Origin of the sequence: Methylobacter tundripaludum SV96 (assembly GCF_000190755.2) — a bacterium.
Lineage (GTDB): Bacteria > Pseudomonadota > Gammaproteobacteria > Methylococcales > Methylomonadaceae > Methylobacter_A > Methylobacter_A tundripaludum.
The window spans coordinates 880,185-904,532 of sequence record NZ_JH109153.1; the positions used below are offsets into that span (position 1 = coordinate 880,185).

Annotated in this window: 30 protein-coding genes and 2 tRNA genes; 15 read left to right on the forward strand and 17 right to left on the reverse strand. The window is 46.1% G+C overall.

Features of this window, described 5'->3' with window-relative positions:
- Positions 1 to 7: 7 nt before the first annotated feature.
- The 11 genes from METTU_RS16740 (at position 8) to METTU_RS16785 (ending at position 11,524) form a co-directional block, all read left to right on the forward strand.
- Positions 8 to 3,700 (forward strand): hypothetical protein, encoded by a 3,693-nt coding sequence (locus METTU_RS16740; protein WP_006892996.1) that lies wholly within the window; start codon positions 8 to 10, stop codon positions 3,698 to 3,700.
- Between the two features lie 105 nt (positions 3,701 to 3,805).
- Positions 3,806 to 3,882: transfer RNA gene (locus METTU_RS16745), tRNA-Val, on the forward strand.
- A gap of 61 nt (positions 3,883 to 3,943) precedes the next feature.
- Complete coding sequence (gene thrS / locus METTU_RS16750) at positions 3,944 to 5,851, forward strand: threonine--tRNA ligase (RefSeq protein ID WP_006892997.1); 1,908 nt, start codon at positions 3,944 to 3,946, stop codon at positions 5,849 to 5,851.
- Between the two features lie 21 nt (positions 5,852 to 5,872).
- The gene (gene infC, locus METTU_RS16755) at positions 5,873 to 6,397 is read left to right on the forward strand and encodes a translation initiation factor IF-3 (protein WP_081466944.1); all 525 of its coding nucleotides are present in this window, start codon (positions 5,873 to 5,875) and stop codon (positions 6,395 to 6,397) included.
- Positions 6,398 to 6,574: 177 nt separating this feature from the next.
- Complete coding sequence (gene rpmI / locus METTU_RS22690) at positions 6,575 to 6,772, forward strand: 50S ribosomal protein L35 (RefSeq protein WP_006892999.1); 198 nt, start codon at positions 6,575 to 6,577, stop codon at positions 6,770 to 6,772.
- A gap of 16 nt (positions 6,773 to 6,788) precedes the next feature.
- The gene (gene rplT, locus METTU_RS16760; RefSeq protein ID WP_006893002.1) at positions 6,789 to 7,151 is read left to right on the forward strand and encodes a 50S ribosomal protein L20; all 363 of its coding nucleotides are present in this window, start codon (positions 6,789 to 6,791) and stop codon (positions 7,149 to 7,151) included.
- A gap of 132 nt (positions 7,152 to 7,283) precedes the next feature.
- A complete protein-coding gene (pheS, locus tag METTU_RS16765; RefSeq protein WP_006893008.1) occupies positions 7,284 to 8,303 on the forward strand; it encodes a phenylalanine--tRNA ligase subunit alpha in 1,020 nt (339 codons plus the stop codon).
- Between the two features lie 28 nt (positions 8,304 to 8,331).
- Complete coding sequence (gene pheT / locus METTU_RS16770; RefSeq protein WP_006893009.1) at positions 8,332 to 10,707, forward strand: phenylalanine--tRNA ligase subunit beta; 2,376 nt, start codon at positions 8,332 to 8,334, stop codon at positions 10,705 to 10,707.
- Between the two features lie 2 nt (positions 10,708 to 10,709).
- On the forward strand, positions 10,710 to 11,006 hold the full coding sequence (gene ihfA / locus METTU_RS16775; protein WP_006893011.1) for an integration host factor subunit alpha: 297 nt from the start codon (positions 10,710 to 10,712) through the stop codon (positions 11,004 to 11,006).
- Entirely contained in the window at positions 10,990 to 11,343 is a 354-nt protein-coding gene (locus tag METTU_RS16780; protein ID WP_006893012.1) for a MerR family transcriptional regulator, read from the forward strand. Before ihfA ends, METTU_RS16780 begins: the two co-directional genes overlap by 17 nt.
- A gap of 104 nt (positions 11,344 to 11,447) precedes the next feature.
- Positions 11,448 to 11,524: transfer RNA gene (locus METTU_RS16785), tRNA-Pro, on the forward strand.
- Between the two features lie 38 nt (positions 11,525 to 11,562).
- Here METTU_RS16785 and METTU_RS16790 read toward each other — a convergent pair.
- The 17 genes from METTU_RS16790 to METTU_RS24630 form a co-directional block, all read right to left on the reverse strand.
- A complete protein-coding gene (locus METTU_RS16790; RefSeq protein ID WP_006893013.1) occupies positions 11,563 to 12,585 on the reverse strand; it encodes a tyrosine-type recombinase/integrase in 1,023 nt (340 codons plus the stop codon).
- Positions 12,495 to 12,803: a helix-turn-helix domain-containing protein gene (locus tag METTU_RS24995; protein ID WP_081466945.1), complete on the reverse strand. Its 309-nt coding sequence runs from the start codon at positions 12,801 to 12,803 to the stop codon at positions 12,495 to 12,497. The genes METTU_RS16790 and METTU_RS24995 overlap by 91 nt, the downstream gene beginning before the upstream one ends.
- A gap of 14 nt (positions 12,804 to 12,817) precedes the next feature.
- Positions 12,818 to 13,069 (reverse strand): hypothetical protein, encoded by a 252-nt coding sequence (locus METTU_RS23360; RefSeq protein ID WP_150107882.1) that lies wholly within the window; start codon positions 13,067 to 13,069, stop codon positions 12,818 to 12,820.
- A gap of 136 nt (positions 13,070 to 13,205) precedes the next feature.
- Positions 13,206 to 14,504, reverse strand: coding sequence for a phage replication initiation factor (locus tag METTU_RS16795; RefSeq protein WP_006893015.1), 1,299 nt, complete (start codon positions 14,502 to 14,504; stop codon positions 13,206 to 13,208).
- A gap of 523 nt (positions 14,505 to 15,027) precedes the next feature.
- Positions 15,028 to 16,146 (reverse strand): zonular occludens toxin family protein, encoded by a 1,119-nt coding sequence (locus METTU_RS16800; protein ID WP_006893016.1) that lies wholly within the window; start codon positions 16,144 to 16,146, stop codon positions 15,028 to 15,030.
- Entirely contained in the window at positions 16,143 to 16,601 is a 459-nt protein-coding gene (locus METTU_RS16805; RefSeq protein WP_006893017.1) for a hypothetical protein, read from the reverse strand. Before METTU_RS16805 ends, METTU_RS16800 begins: the two co-directional genes overlap by 4 nt.
- Positions 16,602 to 16,609: 8 nt before the next feature.
- Positions 16,610 to 17,752 carry a hypothetical protein gene (locus METTU_RS16810; RefSeq protein WP_150107883.1) on the reverse strand — a complete coding sequence of 381 codons (1,143 nt, stop codon included), beginning with the start codon at positions 17,750 to 17,752 and terminating at the stop codon, positions 16,610 to 16,612.
- A 730-nt stretch (positions 17,753 to 18,482) separates the two neighbouring features.
- Positions 18,483 to 18,701, reverse strand: coding sequence for a hypothetical protein (locus METTU_RS16815; RefSeq protein ID WP_006893020.1), 219 nt, complete (start codon positions 18,699 to 18,701; stop codon positions 18,483 to 18,485).
- A gap of 28 nt (positions 18,702 to 18,729) precedes the next feature.
- Complete coding sequence (locus METTU_RS16820) at positions 18,730 to 19,044, reverse strand: hypothetical protein (protein ID WP_006893026.1); 315 nt, start codon at positions 19,042 to 19,044, stop codon at positions 18,730 to 18,732.
- Between the two features lie 170 nt (positions 19,045 to 19,214).
- Positions 19,215 to 19,673 carry a hypothetical protein gene (locus METTU_RS16825; protein ID WP_006893028.1) on the reverse strand — a complete coding sequence of 153 codons (459 nt, stop codon included), beginning with the start codon at positions 19,671 to 19,673 and terminating at the stop codon, positions 19,215 to 19,217.
- A gap of 88 nt (positions 19,674 to 19,761) precedes the next feature.
- A complete protein-coding gene (locus METTU_RS16830) occupies positions 19,762 to 19,980 on the reverse strand; it encodes a hypothetical protein (protein ID WP_006893029.1) in 219 nt (72 codons plus the stop codon).
- A gap of 12 nt (positions 19,981 to 19,992) precedes the next feature.
- A complete protein-coding gene (locus tag METTU_RS16835; protein WP_006893030.1) occupies positions 19,993 to 20,229 on the reverse strand; it encodes a hypothetical protein in 237 nt (78 codons plus the stop codon).
- Between the two features lie 294 nt (positions 20,230 to 20,523).
- Positions 20,524 to 20,907: a hypothetical protein gene (locus tag METTU_RS16840; RefSeq protein ID WP_006893031.1), complete on the reverse strand. Its 384-nt coding sequence runs from the start codon at positions 20,905 to 20,907 to the stop codon at positions 20,524 to 20,526.
- Positions 20,907 to 21,182: a hypothetical protein gene (locus METTU_RS16845; RefSeq protein ID WP_006893032.1), complete on the reverse strand. Its 276-nt coding sequence runs from the start codon at positions 21,180 to 21,182 to the stop codon at positions 20,907 to 20,909. Before METTU_RS16845 ends, METTU_RS16840 begins: the two co-directional genes overlap by 1 nt.
- Entirely contained in the window at positions 21,183 to 21,425 is a 243-nt protein-coding gene (locus METTU_RS16850) for a hypothetical protein (RefSeq protein WP_006893033.1), read from the reverse strand.
- Complete coding sequence (locus tag METTU_RS16855; RefSeq protein ID WP_006893034.1) at positions 21,426 to 21,773, reverse strand: hypothetical protein; 348 nt, start codon at positions 21,771 to 21,773, stop codon at positions 21,426 to 21,428.
- Positions 21,770 to 22,036 carry a helix-turn-helix domain-containing protein gene (locus METTU_RS24630; protein WP_006893035.1) on the reverse strand — a complete coding sequence of 89 codons (267 nt, stop codon included), beginning with the start codon at positions 22,034 to 22,036 and terminating at the stop codon, positions 21,770 to 21,772. Before METTU_RS24630 ends, METTU_RS16855 begins: the two co-directional genes overlap by 4 nt.
- A 98-nt stretch (positions 22,037 to 22,134) precedes the next feature.
- Here METTU_RS24630 and METTU_RS16865 point away from each other — a divergent pair, with 98 nt between their 5' ends.
- The 4 genes from METTU_RS16865 to METTU_RS16880 all read left to right on the forward strand — a co-directional run bounded on the left by METTU_RS16865 (position 22,135) and on the right by METTU_RS16880 (position 23,889).
- Positions 22,135 to 22,413, forward strand: a complete 279-nt coding sequence (locus METTU_RS16865; RefSeq protein ID WP_006893036.1) for a helix-turn-helix domain-containing protein — start codon at positions 22,135 to 22,137, stop codon at positions 22,411 to 22,413.
- Between the two features lie 127 nt (positions 22,414 to 22,540).
- Positions 22,541 to 23,119 carry a hypothetical protein gene (locus METTU_RS16870; RefSeq protein WP_006893037.1) on the forward strand — a complete coding sequence of 193 codons (579 nt, stop codon included), beginning with the start codon at positions 22,541 to 22,543 and terminating at the stop codon, positions 23,117 to 23,119.
- A 165-nt stretch (positions 23,120 to 23,284) separates the two neighbouring features.
- Positions 23,285 to 23,476 carry a type II toxin-antitoxin system HicA family toxin gene (locus METTU_RS16875; RefSeq protein WP_006893038.1) on the forward strand — a complete coding sequence of 64 codons (192 nt, stop codon included), beginning with the start codon at positions 23,285 to 23,287 and terminating at the stop codon, positions 23,474 to 23,476.
- Complete coding sequence (locus METTU_RS16880; RefSeq protein ID WP_006893039.1) at positions 23,473 to 23,889, forward strand: type II toxin-antitoxin system HicB family antitoxin; 417 nt, start codon at positions 23,473 to 23,475, stop codon at positions 23,887 to 23,889. Before METTU_RS16875 ends, METTU_RS16880 begins: the two co-directional genes overlap by 4 nt.
- Positions 23,890 to 24,348 lie beyond the last annotated feature (459 nt).

Genomic DNA, 24,348 nt, shown 5'->3' on the forward strand with positions numbered 1-24,348 from the left:
GAGAACTATGGAACAACACAATCTTACCCTAGGCATCCCCGGCTTTAACTACCCCGATTTATACGATTCTGCGCGTCTGAAAGATTTGCTGGATGTGTTTGATGCTTCGGTTGAACGCCATGATTCGCAGCTGCACAATGAGTTCAAGGCTTACCGCCAGAATCAGGGTGAAGGTTTGTCACCGGAGGCTATTTCCGATCTGTTGGTGCGCATGGGGCCTTATGTCGGTCAGTTTGTCGCCAGGATTTTTAATGTTTCCGAGCAACATCAGGCGCAAGGCGCAAAAATCAAGGACGAGATTGATACCATTTTTACCTTTAAAAATGAAATCGTCGATAAGCTGGCTTTCTTCTTTAAAGGCCAGAATGCCGATGATTGGGCTATTCCCGCCGTCCTGAACCGCTTTGACCTGCTGGTCGACGCGGGTTTCCCCGAAGCCAATCAGGACGATGACCCAGAACATCGCGTTGCGCGGGTCGGCGCCGTTATTGGACTGTTGTACAGCCATTACAAACTGATTGCCAAAGGCAAAGACAGCGATTACGAAAATGCCGATTTGGTCGCAGAGGCCTTGCGCGCCAAACTCGCCGCACACCAAGAAGCGGCAAGCGAATTTAACGACATCATCAGCTTGCAAGATCCCGCCGAATTCATCAATGGCCTGATGGACATCGTGCTGCGCTGGAGCTTTGTCGCCCAACAGGATAACGATGTAGTTGCTAACTGGCCGAGTTTTAAACTCCCGGAAAAACGCGATTTCGACCATCTGGTCGAGCATGAACTGGTCGATCGCGGCGAATTTAAGGCGTGGATGGGCGAGCAGGAACACCGTCGTCGTCGGGATGGCTTCAAGCTAACCGACCCGCGTTTCAATGAACGCCAGGTATTGTCCGAAGTTAATCATTGCATTTACTGTCACGAGCGCGATACCGATTCATGCTCCAAGGGCATGCGCAACAAAAAAACCAATACTTTCAAGGTTGACCCGCTGGGCGTGACCACCATCGGTTGCCCACTGGATGAAAAAATTTCGGAAATGCATCTGGTTAAACGCGGCGGCGACAATATCGGCGCGTTGGCGATTATTGCCATCGACAACCCGATGTGCCCGGGCACCGGGCATCGTATTTGCAACGAGTGCATGAAAGGTTGTATCTATCAAAAAACCGATCCCGTCGATATTCCGCAAATTGAAACCAGCGTACTGACCGACGTATTGTTCATGCCCTACGGCTTTGAAATATACAGCTTACTGACCCGCTGGAATCCGCTAAACGTAAAACGTCCGTACATGCTGCCTTACAACGGCAAAAATGCGCTGGTGGTCGGCTTAGGTCCCGCCGGTTACACGATGAGCCATTACTTGTTAAACGAAGGCTTTGGCGTTGCCGGTATCGACGGCTTAAAACTGGAACCGTTACCGGTGGAACTGACCGGCGACAGCAACAACCTGCCTGCGCCGATTGTCAACTTTCAAGACCTTTACGAAGATTTGGATAAACGCATCCTGGCCGGTTTCGGCGGCGTGGCCGAATACGGCATTACCGTGCGCTGGGACAAGAACTTCCTGAAAGTCATTTACCTGACCTTGCAACGCCGCGAAGCGTTTCGCTCTTACGGCGGCGTGCGTTTTGGCGGCACGATTACCATTGAAGACGCGTGGAGCATGGGCTTCGACCATATCTGTATCGCCTCGGGCGCCGGTAAGCCGACGGTTATCGACATGAAAAACAACCTGATGCGCGGCATACGCAAAGCTTCGGATTTCCTGATGGCGTTGCAGTTAACCGGAGCCGCCAAGGCTTCTTCGCTGGCAAACTTGCAGGTGCGTTTGCCTGCCGGCGTTATCGGCGGCGGCTTGACCGCCATGGATACCGCAACCGAATTGATGGCGTATTATCCGGTACAGGTCGAAAAAATCCTGCATCGTTATGAAACGCTGGTTAACGTCTATGGCGAGCAATCCGTTCGCGGCCGTTACGACCAGGAAGAAACCATCATACTCGATGAATTCCTGGCGCACGGCAAAGCCATACACGCAGAACGTCAACGTGCCGAAGCGGAAGGCGAACAACCGGATTTCCAACCGCTGGTCGAAGCGTGGGGCGGCGTCACACTGTTTTATCGCAAAGGCATTAACGATGCGCCCGCGTATCGCCAAAACCACGAAGAAATTGCCAAAGCGCTGGAAGAAGGCATCGCCTTGGCCGAAGGCATGAGCCCGCTCGGCGCTCAAGCCGACGAATACGGACATTTAAATGCCGTTGAGTTTGAAAAGCTGGTGCTTGAAGAAGGCCGCTGGAGCAACTCAGGACAGACCGTCAATGTGCCGTTACGCAGCTTATACGTTGCGGCAGGTACATCGCCGAACACCATTTATCAAAGCGAATATCCTGACACCTTTGTGATGGATAAATGGTTTTTCCAGCGCTATCAGCCCGAATGGACCAACGACTCGGTCGAATTGGTGCCGATGCACGATGAAGCCATGCCCAAGCTCGGCAAACCCGCGCCGCTGACGTCTTACCAAAAAGACGGCAAGTTCATCAGTTTTTACGGCGACAACCATCCCGTTTATGCAGGCAACGTGGTTAAAGCCATGGCCAGCGCCAAAAACGGCTACCCTCACGTGGTCAAACTGTTCGAGCAGGAATTGGCAAGATTAAATCCAGCGCAACAGCCGGAACGCGATGCAGCGTTAAAAGCCTTGTTTGCCCAACTGGATGAATCGTTTAAAGCCACTATCGTGTCCATCAACCGCCTGACGCCAACGATTATCGAAGTCGTGGTCAAAGCTCCGATGGCGGCGGAAAAATTCCACCCAGGACAATTTTACCGCGTACAAAACTACGAAGCCTTCGCGCCTGTCGTCGAAGGCACAGTGCTGGCAGCCGAAGGTTTGGCGCTAACCGGCGCGGAAGTCGATAAGGAAAAAGGCACCATCTCGCTGATCGCACTGGAAATGGGTTCATCCTCGCGTCTGTGCGCAACCTGGAAAGTCGGCGATCCGTTGGTAATCATGGGCGTAACCGGCACCCCGACCGACATACCGACCGGAAAAACCGTGCTGTTGCTCGGCGGCGGACTGGGCAATGCGGTACTGTTTTCTATCGGTAAGGCATTAAGAGCAGCGGGCAATAAAGTAATTTATTTTGCCGGTTATAAATACGCGCAAGACCGTTTTAAAGTCGAGGATGTTGAAGCAGCCGCAGACATTATCATCTGGTCGGTCGATAAAGGCGAAGGCGTCACCGCCATTGCCCCAACACGCCCGCAAGACAAAACTTTTGTCGGCAATATCCTCGAGTGTATGTTGGCTTACGCCCAAGGCGAGTTAGGCGAGCAGCCTATTTCGCTTAGCGATGTCGACCACCTGATCGTGATCGGCTCGGATCGCATGATGGCCGCGGTAAAAAGCGCGCGCTTCGATGTATTGAAACCTTACTTAAACAAAGCGCATCACGCGATCGGCTCCATCAACTCGCCGATGCAATGCATGATGAAAGGCATTTGCGCCCAGTGTTTATGCAAACATATCGATGCAGATACGGGTAAGGAATACTTTGTGTATTCTTGCTATGATCAGGATCAGGACCTGGATAAGGTTGATTTTCCGCATCTGAATGCAAGGTTGCGGCAAAATACCGTGCAGGAAAAGCTGTCTAATCTTTGGCTGAGCTATTTACTGGAAAAACAGTAATTGAATTAAAGACAATATCAATACCTACAAGAGTAAATATTGGTTTAACAGTTGCGTAACAAAAATCTGTTGGTATAATAGCCAGCTCGAAGTTGCATAAGCTTCAGGCGCGTAGCTCAGTTGGTTAGAGCACCACCTTGACATGGTGGGGGTCGGTGGTTCGAGTCCACTCGTGCCTACCAAACATTTAAAGCACTGCACCGCAGTGCTTTTTTTATTGTAGACACTAGACACAGATAAAAAATGCCGGTAATTACCCTTCCCGATGGTTCCAAGCGAGAGTACGAGCAAACTGTAACAGTGATGGATGTTGCGCTGTCTATCGGATCGGGATTAGCCAAGGCAACCTTGGCAGGCAAAGTTAACGGCACTCTGGTCGATGCCAGTACCCCAATCGATCAGGACGCAACGCTGCAACTGATTACCGCAAAGGATGAAGACGGCATCACCGTTATTCGTCATTCAACTGCACATCTATTGGCTCAGGCCGTCAAACAGTTATTCCCTTCAGCGCAAGTAACTATCGGGCCGGTTATCGAAAACGGCTTTTTTTACGATTTTGCCTACGAAAGACCTTTTACACCGGAAGACCTGAGCGCCATTGAAAAAAAGATGGAGCAACTGGTTGCCGAAGATTACCCCATTCATCGCTCGGTGTTATCACGGGATGAGGCGGTCAAGTTTTTCAGGGATCTGGGCGAGGCGTATAAAGCCGAGATTATCGAATCTATTCCGGCTAATGAAGATTTATCTTTATATGAGCAAGGCGGATTTACCGACCTGTGCCGAGGCCCTCATGTGCCCAGCACCAGCAAGTTAAAAGTCTTCAAGCTGATGAAGATTGCCGGCGCTTATTGGCGCGGCAATTCCGACAATGAAATGCTGCAACGCATTTACGGCACGGCATGGGGCGATAAAAAAGACTTGCAAGCTTACTTGCATCGATTGGAAGAAGCGGAAAAGCGCGATCACCGCAAGCTGGCGAAGACACTGGATTTGTTTCATTCTCAGGAAGAAGCTCCCGGAATGGTGTTCTGGCATGAAAAAGGCTGGGTCATCTATCAACAGGTTGAGCAATACATCCGCGAGAAATTAAGGGTAAACGGTTACGGCGAAGTCAAAACGCCGCAGGTCGTGGATCGTTCTTTATGGGAAAGATCAGGGCACTGGGAAAAATTCGGTGACATGATTTTTACCACGCACTCCGAGAATCGCGATTACGCGATCAAACCGATGAACTGCCCTTGCCACGTGCAGATTTATAATCAGGGCCTTAAAAGCTACCGTGATTTGCCTATACGTCTGGCGGAGTTCGGTTCCTGCCATCGCAACGAACCTTCCGGCACCCTGCATGGCTTGATGCGGGTCAGGAACTTTGTTCAGGATGATGCGCACATCTTCTGCACCGAAGGCCAGATTCAGGACGAAGTGTCGACCTTTATCGATATGCTGTTCGATGTTTACAAAGATTTTGGCTTTGAAGAAGTTATCATTAAATTGTCTACCCGCCCTGCAAATAGAGTCGGTGACGATTCGGTCTGGGATAAGGCGGAAAATGCCCTGGAACTGGCGCTTAACACCAAAGGGTTGAAATGGGATTTACAACCCGGCGAAGGCGCTTTTTACGGTCCTAAAATCGAATTCTCATTAAAAGACTGCATCGGACGGGTCTGGCAATGCGGCACGATTCAAGTGGATTTTTCGATGCCGGGTCGCCTGGACGCAACTTATATTGCCGAAGACGGATCACGACAAGTGCCGGTCATGCTGCACAGGGCGATACTCGGATCACTGGAACGCTTTATCGGCATTTTAATCGAACAACACGCGGGAACCTTCCCGCTCTGGCTGTCGCCAGTGCAGGTGGTCGTGCTTAATATCACCGACCGACATGCCGAATATGCCGCGCAAATTATGCTAGACCTTGAAAAACAAGGCATCAGGGTAAAAATTGACTTGAGAAATGAGAAGATCGGGTTTAAAATCCGCGAGCATTCCATGCAGCGAGTACCGTATCTTGTCATTATCGGTGACAAAGAATTAGAACAACAAAGCATTACGGTACGTACGCAAAAAGGTGATGACTTAGGTAGCCTGTCGATCCATGAATTTACCGAACGGTTGAAACAAGAGATTACAGGTAGACAATGAATGATTTTGGAGGATTAAGATATCGCTGCTAAAAAAGACGAAACGCGCCTGAATGACGCTATCACCGCAAGACGGGTGAGAGTTACAGGTGCAGATGGTGAGGCGTTAGGGATTATCTCGTTAGATGAAGCCAAACAGATTGCTTACGCTGCAGACTTGGATTTAGTGGAAATATCGCCGAATGCGGATCCTCCGGTTTGCAAGGTGATGAACTACGGCAAATACCAGTTTGAGTTAAACAAAAAACTGGCCGTCGCCAAAAAGAAACAAAAGCAGGTTCAAGTCAAGGAAATCAAATTCAGGCCTGGAACTGACGAAGGGGATTATCAAGTTAAATTAAGAAGCTTAACCAAGTTCCTTAATGATGGCGATAAAACCAAAATCACCCTACGTTACCGTGGACGCGAAATGGCTCATCGGGAAATCGGTGTTGATCTGTTGAAACGGATAGAAAAAGATTTGGAAGAGATCGCAATCGTCGAGCAATTTCCTAAAATGGAAGGCCGCCAAATGGTTATGGTTATGGCGCCGAAAAAGAAAAAATAATTGCATAAACGATCGCAACAAAAATCATAGAGACGCTGCATTGCATCATCTCTACAGCGGCATAGGATGAGCCGCTAAGTATCATGCAAATGATGCCGTTAATTCTTCAGGGCCATGCATTTTGCCTTGCTGGGTTACAACTCAGGGACTTAAATTTTAATTAATTGGAGCAAACAAATGCCAAAGATCAAGACTAACCGTGGAGCTGCCAAGCGTTTCAGACGCACAGGCAACGGCGGTTTTAAATGTGGCCAGTCCCACAGACGTCATATCCTGACTAAAAAATCGACTAAGAGAAAAAGACAGTTACGCTCGCCGGCAACTATTCATCCGTCAGATGTGCGCATGGCTGCACGTATGATGCCGTACAGTTAATCTAAGGAAATAAATCATGCCTAGAGTTAAACGCGGCGTAACAGCCAGAGCAAGACATAAAAAAGTATTAAAGCAAGCGAAAGGTTACTACGGCGCACGAAGCCGGGTTTATCGCGTTGCCAAACAAGCGGTAATCAAAGCGGGTCAGTATGCGTACCGTGACCGCAAGCAGAAAAAACGTCAATTCCGCGCTTTGTGGATCGTCCGTATCAATGCGGCGGCCCGTCTAAGCGGAATGTCATACAGTCGCTTCATCAATGGCTTAACTAAAGCCAATGTTAAGATTGACCGTAAGGTTCTAGCTGACATTGCAGTTCGCGACATTGCCGCATTTGCGGAAATTGCGAAAATTGCAAAGGAACATCAAAGTAAACCTTAAGGAACGATCCGGATTTTAGTTATCTGAAATCCTGCTATCCACCCCTCCTCTTTCCGAGGAGGGGTGGAATTAGGGCTTTAAGCCTTTCCCCTTAATAAACATCCCCACCACCCACACACAGCGAGCTAAACCGTGTCCGCTACCCTAGAAGAAATTCTCGCGCAGGCATTACAGCAGCTTCGCGACGCACAAGACCTTAACCAACTCGACCTGGTTCGTGTTCACTATCTCGGCAAAAAGGGTTTATTTACCCTCCAGATGAAAGAACTCGGCGCGCTCGGTCCAGAGCAAAGACGCGCTGCCGGTCAAGTCATCAACCAGGCCAAAGATCAATTTCAACAGCAACTGGAAGCCAAAAAAGGTCTGCTCCAAAATGCCGCATTAGAAGCCAGGCTAGCCAGCGAAGGCATCGACGTTACCCAACCGGGAAGAGGTCAAACTGTTGCGGGCTTGCATCCGGTCACTACCACATTGCGCCGAATCTCCAAGATTTTTGCCAGCGTCGGCTTTCAAGTCGTTGAAGGGCCTGAAATCGAAGACGATTATCATAATTTCGAGGCACTGAATATTCCCGCGCATCACCCGGCCAGGGCGATGCATGACACATTTTATTTTGATGCCCACACCGTATTAAGAACCCATACCTCACCGGTACAAATCCGGGTTATGGAATCTGAAAAGCCGCCGTTAAAAGTGATTGCGCCGGGTCGCGTGTATCGTTGCGATTCTGACATCACCCACACGCCGATGTTCCATCAGGTCGAAGGCTTTCTGGTCGATACCGACGTCAGCTTTGCCGACTTAAAAGGCGTGGTTTACGAATTCCTGCGCGCCTTTTTTGAAAAAGACATCCAGGTGCGCTTTAGACCGTCGTATTTCCCGTTTACCGAACCATCCGCTGAAGTCGATATTGAATGCGTGATGTGCGGCGGCCAAGGCTGTCGCGTATGCAGCCATACCGGCTGGCTGGAAGTGATGGGCTGCGGCATGATACATCCCGAAGTTTTCAAAGCAGTTAATATCGACAGCGAAACTTATAGCGGCTTTGCGTTTGGCATGGGCGTGGAGCGCCTCGCGATGTTACGTTACGGCATTAACGATTTGAGATTATTTTTTGAAAATGATCTTAAATTTTTGGAACAATTTAAATAAGTCGTCGTTACACGGGAAAACTTGAGTCATGCAAATTAGTGAAGCCTGGTTAAGAGAATATGTCAATCCAGCAATAACAACAGAACAACTGGTCGAGCAATTGACCATGGCGGGCCTTGAGGTCGATTCAGTGACGCCTGCGGCTGCAGTATTCAGCGGCGTTGTCGTCGGTGAAGTCGTCGCCATGGAGCAACATCCCGATGCCGACCGACTGAAAGTTTGCCAGGTCGCGGTAGGCGAAGCGGAACCGTTGCAAATCGTCTGCGGCGCCAGCAATGTTCGGGTCGGACTGAGAATCCCTGCGGCATTGATCGGGGCGGTATTACCGGGCGATTTTAAGATCAAAAAATCCAAACTCCGCGGCGTAGAATCCTACGGCATGTTGTGCTCTGAAAAAGAGCTAGGGTTGGCTGCCGATGCCAATGGCTTAATGGAACTGGCAGCCGATGCCCCGGTAGGCGTTGATATACGCGACTACCTGTCGCTCAACGACAACATCATCGAAGTCGACTTGACCCCCAACAGAGCCGATTGCCTCAGCGTTGAAGGCATAGCGCGCGAAGTAGCGGTACTGAACAAAATGGACTGGTCGGCCACTCAAGTTGAAAAATCCGCAGTCAGCCATGCCGACACCCTGATCGTCTCCGTCGAGGCTACCGATGCTTGTCCGCGTTATTTGGGCCGATTGATTAAAGGCGTAAACCCTAAAGCCGAAACCCCGCTATGGATGCAGGAACGTTTGCGCCGCTCGGGCGTCAGAAGTTTGAGTGCCGTGGTCGATGTCACCAATTACGTGCTGATCGAATTAGGTCAACCGCTACACGCCTTCGATGCCGCTAAATTATCCGGCAGTATTAATGTGCGCTATGCAAAAACCGATGAAAGCATTGTCCTATTAAACGGCCAAACCATTAAGCTGGACAACGAAACACTGGTGATCGCCGACGATAATCAAGCGCTGGCATTGGCCGGCGTAATGGGCGGCAGCGAATCCGCAGTCAGCGACGACACCCAAGATGTATTTCTGGAATGCGCGTTTTTCATCCCGCAAAGCATCGCCGGTAAAGCCCGAAACTACGGCTTGCACACCGATTCATCGCACCGTTTTGAACGCGGCGTTGATCCGACTTTGCAAGAACGCGCCATAGAACGCGCGACCCAACTGATTATCGATATTGCTGGCGGCAGCGTCGGCGCAATTACCGAAGTGACAACGGCATCTACCTTGCCGCAACGCTCTGCGGTATTGCTCAGAAAGCTGCGCCTGGAAAAAACACTGAGCATCAACCTTGCCGACGAGCAAGTCGTTGATATTTTTCAACGCCTGGGCATGTCCGTACAAACACAGCCGGATAGCTGGTCGGTGACGCCGCCGGGATGTCGTTTCGACATTGCCATTGAAGCCGATCTGATCGAAGAAGTCGCGCGTATTGTCGGCTACAACAACCTGCCGAACAGCAGTCTGTTAATGCGCTCGGAACTTGGCAAAGCTACCGAAGCCGTGCTGGATTTGGATCGCGTTAAAGACTTACTGGTTGACCGGGGCTATCAGGAAGCGATTACCTATAGTTTTGTCGATGAAGACATACAACAAGTGGTCGCCCCTGACGATGACGTTATCCGGTTAAAAAATCCGATTTCATCCGACTTATCGGTGATGCGCACGACCCTTTGGTGCGGTTTGTTGAAGGCCGCCTTGCATAACACCAATCGTCAGCAAAACAGGGTTCGTTTTTTTGAAACCGGCCTGCGTTTTGTCAATAAAGACGATAACATGCAACAGCAAAAAATGCTGTCCGGCTTGGCCTTGGGTAGCGCCTATTCCGAGCAATGGGGCGTCGCAACCCGCAAAGTTGATTTTTTCGATGTTAAAGCCGACATGCAAGCCCTGTTTTCGTTGACTGGTGCAGCCGTGCAGTTTGTCCAGGCCAAACATCACGCATTGCATCCCGGACAAACGGCTGAAATATTGTCGCAACAAGGCGATAAAATCGGTTGGCTGGGTATGTTGCATCCAACGCTGGAAAAACAATTGGGATTTGATACCCAGGTTTTCCTGTTCGAATTGGATCAGGACCTGTTGCTGAACAAACAAATCCCGAAATTCAAGCCGCTATCAAAGTACCCTTCAGTACGTCGCGATATAGCCTTGATTGTTAAGGAAGAAGTCGCCGTCAGCGAGATAATAAATTGTATTAAAGGTTGTGCGGAACAGACTTTACAAGACATAGTGGTTTTTGATATTTATCGTGGAAAAGGCGTCGAAGAAGGCAGTAAAAGCGTAGCTTTGAGTTTAGTAATACAAGATTTTTCACAAACCCTAACAGATTCTGAAATAGATGCTATATTTAGCGGACTGTTAGAAACATTGACCACAAAAATAAGTGCAAAGCTGAGGGATTAACGATGGCATTAACTAAAGCCGATTTTGCCGAAAGGCTGTTTGACGAGCTTGGCTTAAACAAGCGCGAAGCAAAAGATATGGTCGAAATGTTTTTTGAGGAAATTAAAGGCTCACTGGAACATGGTGAGCAGGTAAAAATTTCCGGTTTTGGAAAATTCGAGCTGCGCGACAAAAGCAGTCGCCCCGGCAGAAACCCAAAAACAGGCGAAGAAATCCCCATAACAGCCCGCCGCGTGGTAACATTCAGATCAGGTCAAAAACTAAAAGCCAGAGTGGAAGCATATGCTGGAGCCGAGTAATAATAATGAGTTGCCGGTCATCCCGGCAAAGCGATATTTCACCATAGGTGAAGTCAGTGAGTTATGCGGCGTAAAGCCTCATGTACTTCGCTACTGGGAACAAGAGTTTACAGAACTTAGCCCGGTAAAAAGACGCGGCAACCGTCGTTATTATCAACGCCATGATGTGCTGATGATCCGGCAAATAAGATCATTACTGTATGAGCAAGGCTACACTATCGGCGGCGCCCGAGCTCATTTGAGCAGTGACGATGCCAAAGAAGATTCGACCCGCACCAAACAGTTGATTCATCAAATGGTTAGCGAACTGGAAGAAATTCTGGAGCTGCTAAAGTAGATTTTTTCATTCAATGCGGCGAAATGTAGTATAATTTGCCGCATTGAATTATTGGGGATTGTGTTCACAATCCTTTCAGCTTTAAATTCTTTATTTCAAACTGTCGGGGCGTAGCGCAGCTTGGTAGCGCACTTGTCTGGGGGACAAGGGGTCGTAGGTTCAAATCCTATCGTCCCGACCAATTGAATCAAAGAGTTATACCATTATCAACACAAAGAATTATCCCGATGTAGTAAGTTTGTCACAACTTGCCTCAAGTCGGAAAGAAGAATTTCCCGCGTACTCTTCAAGATGAGCGCTCGACAAATGAGCATACCGCAAAACCATCGATATATCAGCCCAACCACCCAACTCCTTCAATACGTGAAGAGGAGTACCGCTTTGAACATGCCAAGATGCCCAGGTGTGGCGTAGATCATGCCATCTAAAATCATCAATACCTGCCCTCTTTAACGCCTTGCGAAATGATTTAGTATTACCATCATTAACTACATTACCTTTATACGTAAACACTCGAACATCATGTTTACCAACCTGACTGGCAATTACATCAAGAGCATCATCATTCAACGGAACAGCTATTGCTTTACCCGCCTTAGCTTGATCAGCTAGAACCCACGCACACCTACGTTGAATATCAATCTGCGACCACTGTAAATGAGTTACGTTACTTTCACGTAGACCAGTAGCCAAAGCAAAACGAACCATAAACTTTAAATGCTCGGGAAGCTCTTCAATCAAACGGACTGACTCATCGCGAGTAATCCAACGAACGCGGCCAGCAGGCTCAGGTAAAAAACGAAACCCCGGAACGGAATCTATCCATTCCCAATCATCTTTAGCCCTATTCAATATAGCCCGCAAGATTGATAAAAGTCGATTCACAGTTGAATTACTCACACCATCAGCCAATCTTGCATTTTTTATTAAATCAATCTTGAGCTTGTTAATTTCATCAAGATAAACATCACTTAAATGCTTATCAAGCCAACGCAAATGAACCTTGTCCGTCTCAATGCTTTTTTTATGCCCTTGCTCAGTCAACCAACGAATAACAGCATCCTTCCAAAAATAACGGGGTTTAGCACCCAAATACTTTACCCGCCACGCATCAGCTTTCAACCTATCGTGTAATTCTTGAGCCTCATCCTTTAACTGAGTCCCAGCAGTCTGTTGTATTCGCCGTCCATCTGGAGCGGTGAACTGAATCCACCATGTATCTTTACGCTTGTAGATCGACATTGAATAGTATCCTTTGGTTGATCATCGACTACCGTCAAGGTGTCATTTACAGAAAGCGGGTAACGGCCAGAAACCCAGTCGGCTAGATGCTCACAGACAAAAACCCAACGCTTTCCAGCCTTACGGCCGGGAATCAATCCAAGTTTAGCTTTACGCCTTAAAACTTCAGGATTCATTTTAAGAAAATCCGCTGCTTCATCTATGTCAAAAATCTGCATCAGTTTAATTCCGTTTAAATTAAAAAATGTCTATCTTCACCAATGGCCTGAACGGCCTGTGCATCAGATAGACGTGAAACAGGTTTAAAAAAATTATCGTGAGCTTTCTTTTTTATAGGCTCATTATTTACCCGTACACTATCAACATAGTTTCTCAGACAGTCCACCGAGCAAAAAACAGATTCTTTCCAGATCAAAGCGGTTTTAAGCAAAGTCGTACCAGAGCAAGAAGAGCAAGGCACAATAGAAAAGGGATCACTACTCATTTGACTTTATGCCGAAGACCAAAAGCAACACAAGCAATCGAACAATGATAGTTAAGTTCAGGACGCAACAGCAAAATCGACCGCTTGCCACAAACAACACAAACCATTAATGGAAAGTACGCATCAACCATTTTCATTACGCAGCCCTACCAATCAAACGCCGTTTTTCCAATCCCTCTTTAATCTGCTCCCGCAAATCATCATCATCCTTCCCCCTGCTCCTGTAATACGTTTGAATTTCCGGCCATATATGCAAGTTATGTAACTGGCGCATCACATGCCGTACTGTGCAATCATTACGGCGAGCCATGATTGAAACCAAGTTGCCAATAACGGAAGTGATGTTTCTAGCGATAGGGTCTACTGCTTCTTTTTTTTTGCGCGAAATTTTCACGCCTTGAGCGGGAACATAGAAATGAACATCCTGCATAAGAAGCTGCCAAAAGGGATTGAGATAACCACGGGGATCACCGTCAATCATTAGTCGGTTGCGTTCCAGGGCATAGCGCCAGAGGTCAGTTAAGTGCTCAGCGACTTGGTTAAAGCCCTCAAATTCCAAACCCAAGCCGTGGCCTATTTCACGAATAACGGTATGATGAAGCCTTGCTTCTATCCGGCGTACTGACTGAGTTGAATCATAAGTCCCAAAAGAATAAACACTCCATTCTTCGTTAAAATAATCAACTTTGTCAGATTTGATCATTTCATAGCTCTTATCATAAAGCGCCATTTGTACGGCTATTGGCTTACCGATCAGATAGTTTTTGTCCTGACCTTCCCGGCCATAAGTTGCAACTGCATCCGTAAAGTCTGACAGGTCAAGGGAGGCTATACCGTCATAGGCCCTAATCGTCCTGGAACTGGTTGAAAATTTTTGTATAAAATCAACAGGCAAATTGAATCCTTGATAATCGCAAGCCAAATGAACAGCAACACCCTTTGCTTCCGGCTCTTCTAAGAAAATGCGAGATATACCAACGAAGTCACCGTGCAGATAATCCCAAATTTCCGGGACTGTACGTTGTGAAATAAAATGCGGCGACAGTTCAATTTTTAAATGTGAGCCTTCCTGATCTATCTTGCCGTACCAGCTACCAAACAGAACAACCAACCCAACAGCGTTGTTTTGAAGTTTATACCGGTAACCGCCAGTTTTACCCATCCGGCTAAAATGCCAACGGTCATCATTAACCAAGTCGTTTGCGGTTAACCGGATAAACTCATCTTTATTTTCCACATGTTGCTCAAGCTTAGTAATGAAAGAAGCTTTGGGTACACCATGAAACAACTGTCTTACGGTATCCACTGAAGCGCCAACAATGTTAACGCCCGAAAGATCTATAATTTGATCACCATTAGCAAACAATAAGCCGGACTGATCTTCTTCAGAACCAAGGGAAAGAGATTCAAGGGAAAAGCGTTGGTTAAATTTCATATTTTTCAGCTCTTATAGGCTTCGTGGTGTATTGTTCTGTTACGTGATACAGGGGCGTAACAGCCTTTTTTGTGGTTCTTTACTTCAGCAAGGGGAAGGAAAACTAGATCCCGCGCGTCATGCCGTTCATTCATCAATCCCTCAATCACTCGCTCATTCGGAGTTATTAGCGCGGCACCGGGGGCGGGGCTATACCGTTCCTTCGCCACGGCACCTATTCAAAAATTTTAATGCCCAGGGAACCCGGAAATTTTTTGCAACTCGCTTGTCCCAACCTCAAACAGGCAAAAAGATTTCACCCTAAACATTAAAATTTTTGGCCGCCGTGAACGCTCAGTCAGATACACCCCCGCCCCCGGTGCCGCGTCTAATAACTAACCTCAATCACTCCTTCAATCGGTCAATCTTCATTCACCGCATGACGCGCTGCTTAAACTCACCAGCGACTTTGATAAGTAAAACTATCACCCAAGTTCACCGTTACTGAACCAGGGCATAATGAGCCAGGTCAGTAACGTTCATATCAGCGAGCAGCAAAATTTCTAGAATCTTCAGGATGACGCGTAACGCCTTCACTCCTTTCAATTGGAAACGATGTAACCGGATAGCGCTTATCTCCACGCCTCAACAATAGTCCGTACGGTTTACGCTCGACCACATAGCCGAATGCAACAATCTGGGGAATGTTCAGCCGTTCAAATACTCTATTGGAGGTATCAATAAATTCTATATGCGCCACCATCTTGTTCTTTTTTTTATCCTCAATCAGTGCAACCAAACGAGGCCTATACTCAGTTAAATATTTTTCCAAATAATCTGTGTCTGAAGGTGGTGGCGGTTTAGGTTGCGGGGCTGGTTGTGGCGGTGCTGCCTTGGACTGCTCTTGCTTTTCAGGAGTAGACGGACGAATTTCAGCAGAAGGTGCCGTACTCGCCTTAACTGGCGAACTACGCCCCGATAGGAAGCCGTAGAGATAATACACAGCGACAACCAGCGCAATTAAAAAAAGCGGAATGTAAAACGTAAAAGCCGCAGACTTAAGAACGTTTGTCCGGTCGTCTTTATGAGCATCTATTGAGCTAACGCCTTCAGTATGTGAAGCATACAAACCGAAATTCTTTTTATCATAAGTCCCTTTACCAGACCGCAACTGCACGAATTTACCCGCTTGTTGCTTGTAGGTTGTCCAGGTATATGCGTCAGGTTGCCCGATAGCATCACGTTTGACAAAACGGATCAGGGTATCAATTCGTCTCTTCCACAGCATATGGCAATCACGGGAATCCTGACCCATGCAAATTATGTCTATGCCCCGATGACGATGCTGGGTAACAAATTCAGTTATACCCGGATCAAGAGTCGCCCTGCCAGCCGGAAAGAAATCTTGAAGCTCATCGATAATAACCAGAGAATCGTTCGCAACGTGAACTTGAACATCTTTAACCTGCTCTTTCGTCAATTGGCGCAGTAAATTTTGAATTACGGGTAATGGCAACCCTGTTACTTCAGAAAACTTTTCATGGTTCAAGCCCTCAATATAGGCATAAACCATTCGACCTTTTTGGAGCGCCGGGATAATTTGATTAATGGCCGCTTCGTAGCTTTTACCGGAACCGGCTAGGCCTTCATGGAAGATAATCATAATAGGCCTTTAATAATCATAATTGTTTTCACAACGGCCCAAATGCCCATGCCGCAGACTAATATTTTGAATGCCTCAGGAACCCCACAGCGGTTAACAACATAAATAAGCCCCGGCGAATAAGTTGCTATCGTGTTCCATGCCCATTGGAATTTGTCCGCCAGTTCACCCGCATGAGATACCCCACCGAGGCAGTAAGAACAACTTTCAGCCGCCCAATTCAAAACCCACAAAAGTGCCTCAAATCCCTTCTTTAGTAGCCAAATAGGAACATCAGTAACCCAAAGACGAAGCGAATCAAAAGCATTGGTTATGAAGGTATAAACCGTGTCATAGTAATTATCAATGGTGTCTAAGATTGCTGTAAAAAAGCTTTTCACTGATGCAAAAGCGTCAATGAAAAAGAATATAAACTTGTCGTAATAATTCGATATTGTGTCTATAAGTGCCTGCATATAGCCTCCTATGACTTAAAGCCGGAAATAATAATTTTAAAAACCATAAACACCGCAGAGGCTTGAACAAGTGCGCTAATTATCGGAAAAATAGAGTCCATGAAATCACTGCAAAGAGCGGAAACAGGGATAGCTTGCATATTCATAACCGCCGGAATCGTCCAGATAGGGCAGGTGCCGCCCGGAATAGACACGTTAAAGATTTTCTGGCTAAATCCCATAAGGGGCGAATCCTTTACGCTATTAACATTTGTTTGAAATACCCCCTCATAAGTGTCTGTTGTGGCCTCGTACCATTTGCCTAGGTTTGGATTAGTGTTTTTTCCACGGCCTGTAAATGTACCCATTCCCGCACCCGTGGCAGCACCAGTGCCTTTTGCTTTACCTCCCAAACGACTGGCAATCTCACGGGCTGTATCTTCAGTAGCCAATCCGGCAGTAGAGCCGCCCGTGGTGGTTGTCGTCCCGGTATTGTTGGTCGTTGTTGTTTGCGTGGACGTTGAACCATCAGAATTTATTATGGTTGTAGTACCTGTCCCGGTGGTGGTGGTTGTCGCTGTTGTGGGTGCAGGGGATTTAGGATAAAGGGCAGGAATGACAGGCTTATCATACTTGTCAGCGCACTGAAAAAAAGTACCAGGGCCACATTTTTCTATACCTGTAAGGCCGGGCGTACTAACAACAGGAAGCGACGGGTCACACGGGTAGGAATTGGAGGAGTTACAAGCCACACCGGCTTTATAACTCTGAGGGTTGTATTTATCATCAGCTGGCGACTGACTACCATCAGCGGCAGCTGTTTTGGTTCCGTCTTTCATAATGCATGTCGGAACACCGTTAACGTACCCGGTGGTTTCAACGGCTGAAGCACCACCCGGACAATTTGCCGGATCAGGCGGTAAAGGGGCACAAACACGAGGCGGTGAAATTATTGTGCCGTCAGGACAGGTTATATCCTGCGAATGATCAGGCTCGGAAGAGCATTTAACCGGAGATATGACAACAACACCGTTTCCGCAATCGATTGCACCGGGTTTAGGTAAACAGGTGCCTGTTCCAGCGTCAGGAACTTGTAATTGACCGTCACAATAGACAATGTCGGAATTTTCACATTTCTGAGTAACGGAATTCCATGCCTGTTTGGTTATCATATTACCATTGACTTGATTCGGGCATGATGGCGGCGGACATTGGGCCCCCGCTGATACGTCAACCGTGGAGCCATCAGGACACGATAAATCGCATTGTTTTGTTGTTGCGTTTACGGCAAGTGGGTAATCGCAATTCAAGGAATGAGGGTCACAGGTGTTTGAACCGGTGTTTAGCGTTTCCCAAGTAAGAGTTTGTGTTGATCCCGATGTAGTGGTTGTAGGTGTGGTTTGGCATGTAACCGGGGGAGGCGTTTCGCACATGCCGGTTGTTGTATTGCGAACTTGTGGTGCTGTACAAGGATCAGCATTAACACAACTTGTACCCGAAAGAGTGCCACCGTAAGGACATGCGGACGCACCGTATTGGGAAGACATCTCATTCGGAGACGTGTTACCGTTTACGTAACAATTACTACCAGACGCGACATACGTATTCGAGGCCGGAAGATGCGCCGTTGAACATAAATCGGAATAAGAGATCTGCGAATAAACATTATTGCCACCCCACGCCATATAATATTGTGGATGCGCGGGGTAGGTATCGGCAAAGACAGAACTCGAGAACAATAAAATCAAAAATATGATTATTTTACGCATTGTCAAATCCCGATATGACGGCATAGGCGCAAACTAGGCCGCTTAGGAAATACAAGGTTAAAAAAATCATGTTTTTGGTCTCTTTTTGGGTTTATAAAAAAGGGTGCCTTTCGACACCCTTCCTTTTTCTTGGTTACCGGAACCAGCCGATAACTTTGTTAAAGCCCCACTTGGCTACACCGGGCAGCATTTTAATTGCGGCAATGGCTGTAAGTGCCGCTACGATGGTTGTTGCATCAACCGCCGCTGTTAAGGCTGTAAAGTCCAGCGCAGCGTTTGCAGGAGTAATTGCAACCATTGCCAAGGCTAATGCAGTGAGTAAAACTGCACCGATTCTTTTGATATTTTTCATAGTTCACCTATTTTTCTTAAGTTAAAGTCTAACGATGATATTTTTCGTTAAACCAGTTGATAACGACTCCATAACCCCAAGCCGTCAGGTATGTGATGATTGGCAAGCTAAAGCCAAGCATCCACATTTGTTGCAAATCTTCCGCTACCGGCATCGTGAAGATGTCGGTTAGGGTAGGAACATTCGCGAAGTCTTGTCCGCTTAGAATGGCGTAATTAGGACAAGGAGTGGTCTGAACAGGATCAATAACGAATGCGTAAACATCAACAACTTGTCCATCCTGTTTAAGAGCATTACCCGAAATACCAGCAGTCAGTAACGCGGATTTAACGCAAACAGACATTTAAGTAATGCTCCTCGGTTTGTTTTCTTTTAATTGTCCATTTTCTTTTATTACATGGCCGTTTATAAATCGGCCTTTTTTTACCTGGTTGCTGAGTACCCGCTCTTTGAACTCTACGGGCTTTTTTATCAGGCAGGCCATTGAGCGGATTTTCATGGTTTAACCTCTGTTTATGGCTTGTTAGTGTGAGTTGTACCGGTTGTTGTCTGGGCCGCACCGGTTTTTGGTTTGTCTTTATCAGGGAGGATTTCCCCGGTTGTTTTGTCTATGTCTTCGTCTTTTATTTGTCCGGGTTCCGGGCCGTCAAGTTTCATGCTGATAGCTGTCAGGACTGCTTTGTTTTGGCCACCCATGTTGATTTCACAGAGGATTTCCATTTGACAGGGGAAATACAGTTTTCCGGCTTCTACTTCGGCTTTTTTCTGATCGAACATTTCAAACGGCATTTTGACTTTGATTAGTTCGTTACCCAGGTTGTTGGGGTTTTTTCCGGTGTTGGGTTTTGATACCCAAATGGAGCCGCCTTTGTTGTCTCCATCTATTTCATAACGGGTTAACGATTCAACTTGTCCTCTTATGACTGTTTGCATGTCGCCTAGGAAGCTGTTTTGGGTTAATTGGTCGGTCATGATTTTGTACCTTTGTTGGGTTAAGGGTGGTCTTTCGGTTTCTGTTGCTTTTTGGCTTGACCTTTTAAAACGCGTAGGTCGAACGCGGTTAGTCTTCTATGTCGGGATCTTCTAAATCGGGATCTTCTTCGCCGTCGTCTAGGGAGTGATACTCATCTTCTAAGGCGCGATACTCAATAATCTGGTCTAAAAGTTCCACCTGTTCGCCACTAAGCTTGATTTCTTCTTCAAGAAATAAGTCACAAGTAAAACACTTTAAGCGGTCGTCATATTCCTCCCCACACTCAGGACATACTAATATTGCCATTTGTTTAATCCTCTAAATCTGTGTCTTCTTCCCCGTCGTCTCCGGTTGAATACAGGCCCCAATTCCGGATTTATCAAAGGCTTCTGCTATCTCAGTAAATGAATAGGTAATTGAGATCAGTGCAATGAAAAGGCCCAAGACAAAGGGAAGCGCTGAGTTTGAAACGAATGCCCATAATAGATTTATTAATCGTCTGCGCTGGCTGTATGTCATGCCCTGACCGGGTACGCAGTGTTTTATGGTAATCATTTTTGACCCCTGTTCTTGTTGTTCTGTTTGAGGCTGGATAAAGCTGGTTATGGCCGGTTTTATCTAACATTTTTGTTGCACTGTTTTTATTTTGTTCTTTTTTGGCGAACCCTAAAGGGCCGGGCTTTCCGTTCCAATCGACGTTTAAACCTGATAACTGGCAGTAAGGCCAAAACGCTTTTACGCAAGCTTCAAAGGTTTTGACCTAACTGCCAGTAATTCAGTTTTAATCGCCGATTTCCTCTACAATCCCTTTCGCTTGCGTATGGACTCACTACGCTAATTCGACGCTGGCTACTTCGCCGCCGACTTCTCTATGTTGTCAGCCTTTAAGGCAATGTATGGGGTGGTAAATGGCGCAGCCGGTTTTCTTTCTGTGGGTTTTTTTTCAGCCTTGGCTTTATAGCCATTTCCACGCGCAGCATGGGCGCGATGCGCCACTATTGGACTAGGTGAATGCCCGACGGGCAGAACGCGCCTGTTATTACCCATGTTCACCGACACCCTTTTGTTGTCCAAGGTCAGGTGTTTGTGTTTCTTGGCTTTTAACATGCGGCGCGCGTTTGATGCCGGTAGCGGGTTGTCTCCTGTGGCCAGACGCCCGGCAAAGATGACCTCGTACCTCGGTTCATACTTTGCGCGGGGCGTGGAGGCCGGGAAGTCAAGGAACCGAATCATTAGCGCGCCGCTTGTTTCGCTGCATGTTTCCCTTTCAAATGCTCTATTACTTGCGTCCGCAGTTCTTCAGAAAGTTCTTTCATAGGAATAAGCTGTTTATGTAGGTAAAGCGTCATAATGGCTTTAGTCAGACCAAAAGGCTTCATGCCTCTATCCATGGCTTCAAGCTCAAGGTTTATATAGTCCCTCTGCTCAAGCGCGGTTCTATAAAGGCGTTCATTTTTACCTTGCGCTTCTGAGCTGCCGCGATCAGGCAGTATCGATGATTCAGCCATTTATACGGCTCCTACGGGTTGTTTTGAAAAAAAAGACTGAGCTTCCGATAATTCATCAGCTGAATGCAAAGAAATTGCAAAATCGCTGTCGAAATAACAAAATTCATATGCAACATAATTACCTGATCCTGGCAAGCCCAAATAAAGCCGTTCAGTAATCAACCCTTTTAAATCACCAGTTCGGTTATCTTTTACCGCCCACGATTTAGAATCTTTATTCTGAATAAAAACTATAGAGTTCATTTATGCCACCTCTTTAACATCGACAAGGATTTCATCTTTATAATGTCCACCAGCAATCAAAAGAGAACCAAAAAGTTTACGGTCTTCTGTTATTTCACCCTGACACGTTTTGAATTCCGTAATCAGTTGTTCGTTACCCAAAAACAAGAATATAAAGCCCTGTAAACGCTCACTGCCTGTATTAGCAATCAGATTAAGTTCATTACGACAATGCTCCATATCCCTATAAAAATGACTGGACGAGTCATGGTAATTAGCCAACGCTTGTTTGAATTTACGATGCGAATCCGAAGTGATTAGACGACAGGTTTTATTTACTTCGTCTACGGTTAGTTTTATAGCGCTCATAACACTTTACCCTCTTTCAGGTTAGTCACCAGAACGACCATATTAATCATGCGATAACGGCCTATCTTCGCCGTAGGTAAGTAGCCTTGATCTATCCAGCCACCTACTACGCCTTTGCTTAGGCCTATGGACTCGGCGAATTTATCAGGTGTCATGAACGGGATGAAAAACAAATGGGAGGCGGTTTGTTCCAGACCTTGTTTGATGTCTGGGTTAGATGCAAATAGCGTATCTAATTTGACTGTGTTTTGCTGTTGGTTCATGATTGCACCTTAGCCCTAAGTGGCTGGTTGTGGCTGGTTTGAAAACTTACATGTATTATATACATTGCATGTAAATAATACAATAAATATTTGCATATATGATCGATCAATTTGAAATTAATCAAAGACTCAAAGATTTAAGAGCACATCTAGATTTAACAGTGGACGAGTTTTCACTACAAACAGGGATAAAAAGCGGACAAATCAGCAGTATTGAAAATAACAGGCAAAAACTTTATGGGTGGCAGATTCAAGCTATATCAACAGTATGGCCAGAGTACGCCTATTGGCTAGCTACAGGTCAAACCATCCCAGCAGCAGGACAAATCAGCCCTGAGATCGAGGAAACAAGAAAAAATCTGTCAACGGGTACGTAACCGCGGGAAGGGCATTATCAAAATGGGGGACGGTTAAAACAATAACCGGATAAAGGCCGAAAGCAGCACAAAGGCGGCTTATGTAAGCCGTTACTCGCGTAATGTAAGCATCAGGAATGAATATAAAATGAGCGAAATTAAATTGATATTTTGTGTAGTAATCGGTGTTTTAGTAGCAAATTTTTTGACCTATTACGGATACGAATCTTTAAACGACGTCAATAAGAATGAATTGATTAAAAGTCTAGATATTTCAAGGAAGAAACAAAATAATGAAAGTTTTAGTGAACTAAAAGCACCAAAAATTAACATAACCTTAAAAAACGGTTCATTTAATCAGTTGAATTGTGGACAGATAAAAGAAAGCCAATATAGTCATTTCTTAAGTCTTAACGGAAAAAACGAAAGAAGTTATGAAAATATTGATGAGGGTGAGTACATAGGTTGTAGTTTCAACATAGATAATAGAAGCAGCACTATCTTGCACTGGTTTCATGTTGTATCTCCGGGCGTTTATACGCTATTGTTTGAGCAAGTAGAATGTCAGACATGTATAGGAATAGATCATACATGGGCAACCATTATTGTCGACCCTAACGGAAAAAAAGAATATCCACAAATGAAAATTACAGTGCCAACCCCGCCCACAGCAGAACCAGCTAAGGAACAAAGGTTTAAAGATCAATACAAGAAACAACCAGAATGATTTGAAAAAAGTACAGGAAAAATAGTAAGTTGTGGGAATGATTACATAAGAGAAAAAGCGGCTTTTAATAAAAATTAACTGTTACTAGAGAGCAAAAGCAGATTTTGAAATATCGCAAAAATAAGACTCGTTACCAATCTATATCTTTTTTGATATAATAAATTTATGAACGGTAAACAGATCATTGCACGATTAAAGGAAGAAGGCTGGACTTTAGCCAGGATTGAAGGCAGCCATCACATCATGGAAAAAGATGGTATGCCGCGAGGTGTTCCGGTTCCTGTACACGGCGCGAAGGATGTGGGTATCGGTTTATTAAAGGCAATCGAAAAACAAACAGGTGTAAAGTTAAAATGAGAACAGACTACCCCTATACAGTAGAAGCAGATGAAGACGGTTTTTTGTTCGTGCAATTCATCGACCTTGAGGATACGTTTACACAAGGCGAGACTTTAGAAGAAGCCGCATATAACGCCAGTGAGGTGTTGAGCGCCATGCTGGCTTACAGACTGGAAAAGAACCAGGAAATACCAGAACCATCACCGTGCCCAGTAAACGGCTATATGGCATCGCCAAGCCCGGAAGTACAAGCAGCTTTGCTGTTAAGAAAAGCCAGAGGTAATAAGACATTAACGGAATTAGCCAATGCAATGAAAACATCATGGCCGGCAGTACAACGACTGGAAGACCCTCGCCACTGGCCAAGTTTAAAACAATTAGATAAAGCAGCAAGAGCACTTGGAAAACGGTTAATACTAACTTTGGAATAGTGTAGTAATTTTGTCACTACGACAAAAACCCAACTAAATTAAATCAAACTCTTATAGCGTAGGTTTTAAATTGCAACTATTTATAAGCTACTGTTATATATTACGTTTTATTTTTCCCATCTGTCTGGGGGACAAGGGGTCGTAGGTTCAAATCCTATCGTCCCGACCAATTGAAACAAAGAGTTACATAAACAACACAGGTCATAAAAAACCGATTAAATGAAAACCTAGGTGAAACTGGACTTTAACCACTGCGGCATTAACTTCCGCAACCGTTACCGACTTACAGTATAAAGAAGCAGACATATTTGACCTGTTCTAGTTACTTAAATGCTTAACACCCTACTGCACCACTGCTCAGTTTCCATAACGCACATTATTGTATGCGCGCCTATCATTAGCAGTATAAAATGGTACCAAATGAATACATTCATATTATCAGACAATGGAAAGCCCAAT

Bases quoted from the DNA above. Each gene is read 5' to 3' on its own strand.
- METTU_RS16865 (WP_006893036.1), top strand. From the start codon at position 22,135: ATGATCGATCAATTTGAAATTAATCAAAGACTCAAAGATTTAAGAGCA.
- rpmI (WP_006892999.1), top strand. From the start codon at position 6,575: ATGCCAAAGATCAAGACTAACCGTGGAGCTGCCAAGCGTTTCAGACGC.
- METTU_RS23360 (WP_150107882.1), bottom strand. From the start codon at position 13,069: ATGAGTAGTGATCCCTTTTCTATTGTGCCTTGCTCTTCTTGCTCTGGT.
- pheT (WP_006893009.1), top strand. From the start codon at position 8,332: ATGCAAATTAGTGAAGCCTGGTTAAGAGAATATGTCAATCCAGCAATA.
- METTU_RS16880 (WP_006893039.1), top strand. From the start codon at position 23,473: ATGAGAACAGACTACCCCTATACAGTAGAAGCAGATGAAGACGGTTTT.
- METTU_RS16810 (WP_150107883.1), bottom strand. From the start codon at position 17,752: ATGATAACCAAACAGGCATGGAATTCCGTTACTCAGAAATGTGAAAAT.
- thrS (WP_006892997.1), top strand. From the start codon at position 3,944: ATGCCGGTAATTACCCTTCCCGATGGTTCCAAGCGAGAGTACGAGCAA.
- METTU_RS16825 (WP_006893028.1), bottom strand. From the start codon at position 19,673: ATGACCGACCAATTAACCCAAAACAGCTTCCTAGGCGACATGCAAACA.
- METTU_RS16820 (WP_006893026.1), bottom strand. From the start codon at position 19,044: ATGTCTGTTTGCGTTAAATCCGCGTTACTGACTGCTGGTATTTCGGGT.
- METTU_RS16870 (WP_006893037.1), top strand. From the start codon at position 22,541: ATGAGCGAAATTAAATTGATATTTTGTGTAGTAATCGGTGTTTTAGTA.
- METTU_RS24995 (WP_081466945.1), bottom strand. From the start codon at position 12,803: ATGCAGATTTTTGACATAGATGAAGCAGCGGATTTTCTTAAAATGAAT.
- METTU_RS16840 (WP_006893031.1), bottom strand. From the start codon at position 20,907: ATGATTCGGTTCCTTGACTTCCCGGCCTCCACGCCCCGCGCAAAGTAT.
- METTU_RS16780 (WP_006893012.1), top strand. From the start codon at position 10,990: ATGCTGGAGCCGAGTAATAATAATGAGTTGCCGGTCATCCCGGCAAAG.
- METTU_RS16740 (WP_006892996.1), top strand. From the start codon at position 8: ATGGAACAACACAATCTTACCCTAGGCATCCCCGGCTTTAACTACCCC.
- METTU_RS16835 (WP_006893030.1), bottom strand. From the start codon at position 20,229: ATGATTACCATAAAACACTGCGTACCCGGTCAGGGCATGACATACAGC.
- ihfA (WP_006893011.1), top strand. From the start codon at position 10,710: ATGGCATTAACTAAAGCCGATTTTGCCGAAAGGCTGTTTGACGAGCTT.
- METTU_RS16830 (WP_006893029.1), bottom strand. From the start codon at position 19,980: ATGGCAATATTAGTATGTCCTGAGTGTGGGGAGGAATATGACGACCGC.
- METTU_RS16815 (WP_006893020.1), bottom strand. From the start codon at position 18,701: ATGAAAAATATCAAAAGAATCGGTGCAGTTTTACTCACTGCATTAGCC.
- METTU_RS16790 (WP_006893013.1), bottom strand. From the start codon at position 12,585: ATGTCGATCTACAAGCGTAAAGATACATGGTGGATTCAGTTCACCGCT.
- METTU_RS16850 (WP_006893033.1), bottom strand. From the start codon at position 21,425: ATGAACTCTATAGTTTTTATTCAGAATAAAGATTCTAAATCGTGGGCG.
- METTU_RS16855 (WP_006893034.1), bottom strand. From the start codon at position 21,773: ATGAGCGCTATAAAACTAACCGTAGACGAAGTAAATAAAACCTGTCGT.
- METTU_RS16800 (WP_006893016.1), bottom strand. From the start codon at position 16,146: ATGATTATCTTCCATGAAGGCCTAGCCGGTTCCGGTAAAAGCTACGAA.
- METTU_RS16845 (WP_006893032.1), bottom strand. From the start codon at position 21,182: ATGGCTGAATCATCGATACTGCCTGATCGCGGCAGCTCAGAAGCGCAA.
- METTU_RS16795 (WP_006893015.1), bottom strand. From the start codon at position 14,504: ATGAAATTTAACCAACGCTTTTCCCTTGAATCTCTTTCCCTTGGTTCT.
- METTU_RS24630 (WP_006893035.1), bottom strand. From the start codon at position 22,036: ATGAACCAACAGCAAAACACAGTCAAATTAGATACGCTATTTGCATCT.
- rplT (WP_006893002.1), top strand. From the start codon at position 6,789: ATGCCTAGAGTTAAACGCGGCGTAACAGCCAGAGCAAGACATAAAAAA.
- METTU_RS16805 (WP_006893017.1), bottom strand. From the start codon at position 16,601: ATGCAGGCACTTATAGACACAATATCGAATTATTACGACAAGTTTATA.
- METTU_RS16875 (WP_006893038.1), top strand. From the start codon at position 23,285: ATGAACGGTAAACAGATCATTGCACGATTAAAGGAAGAAGGCTGGACT.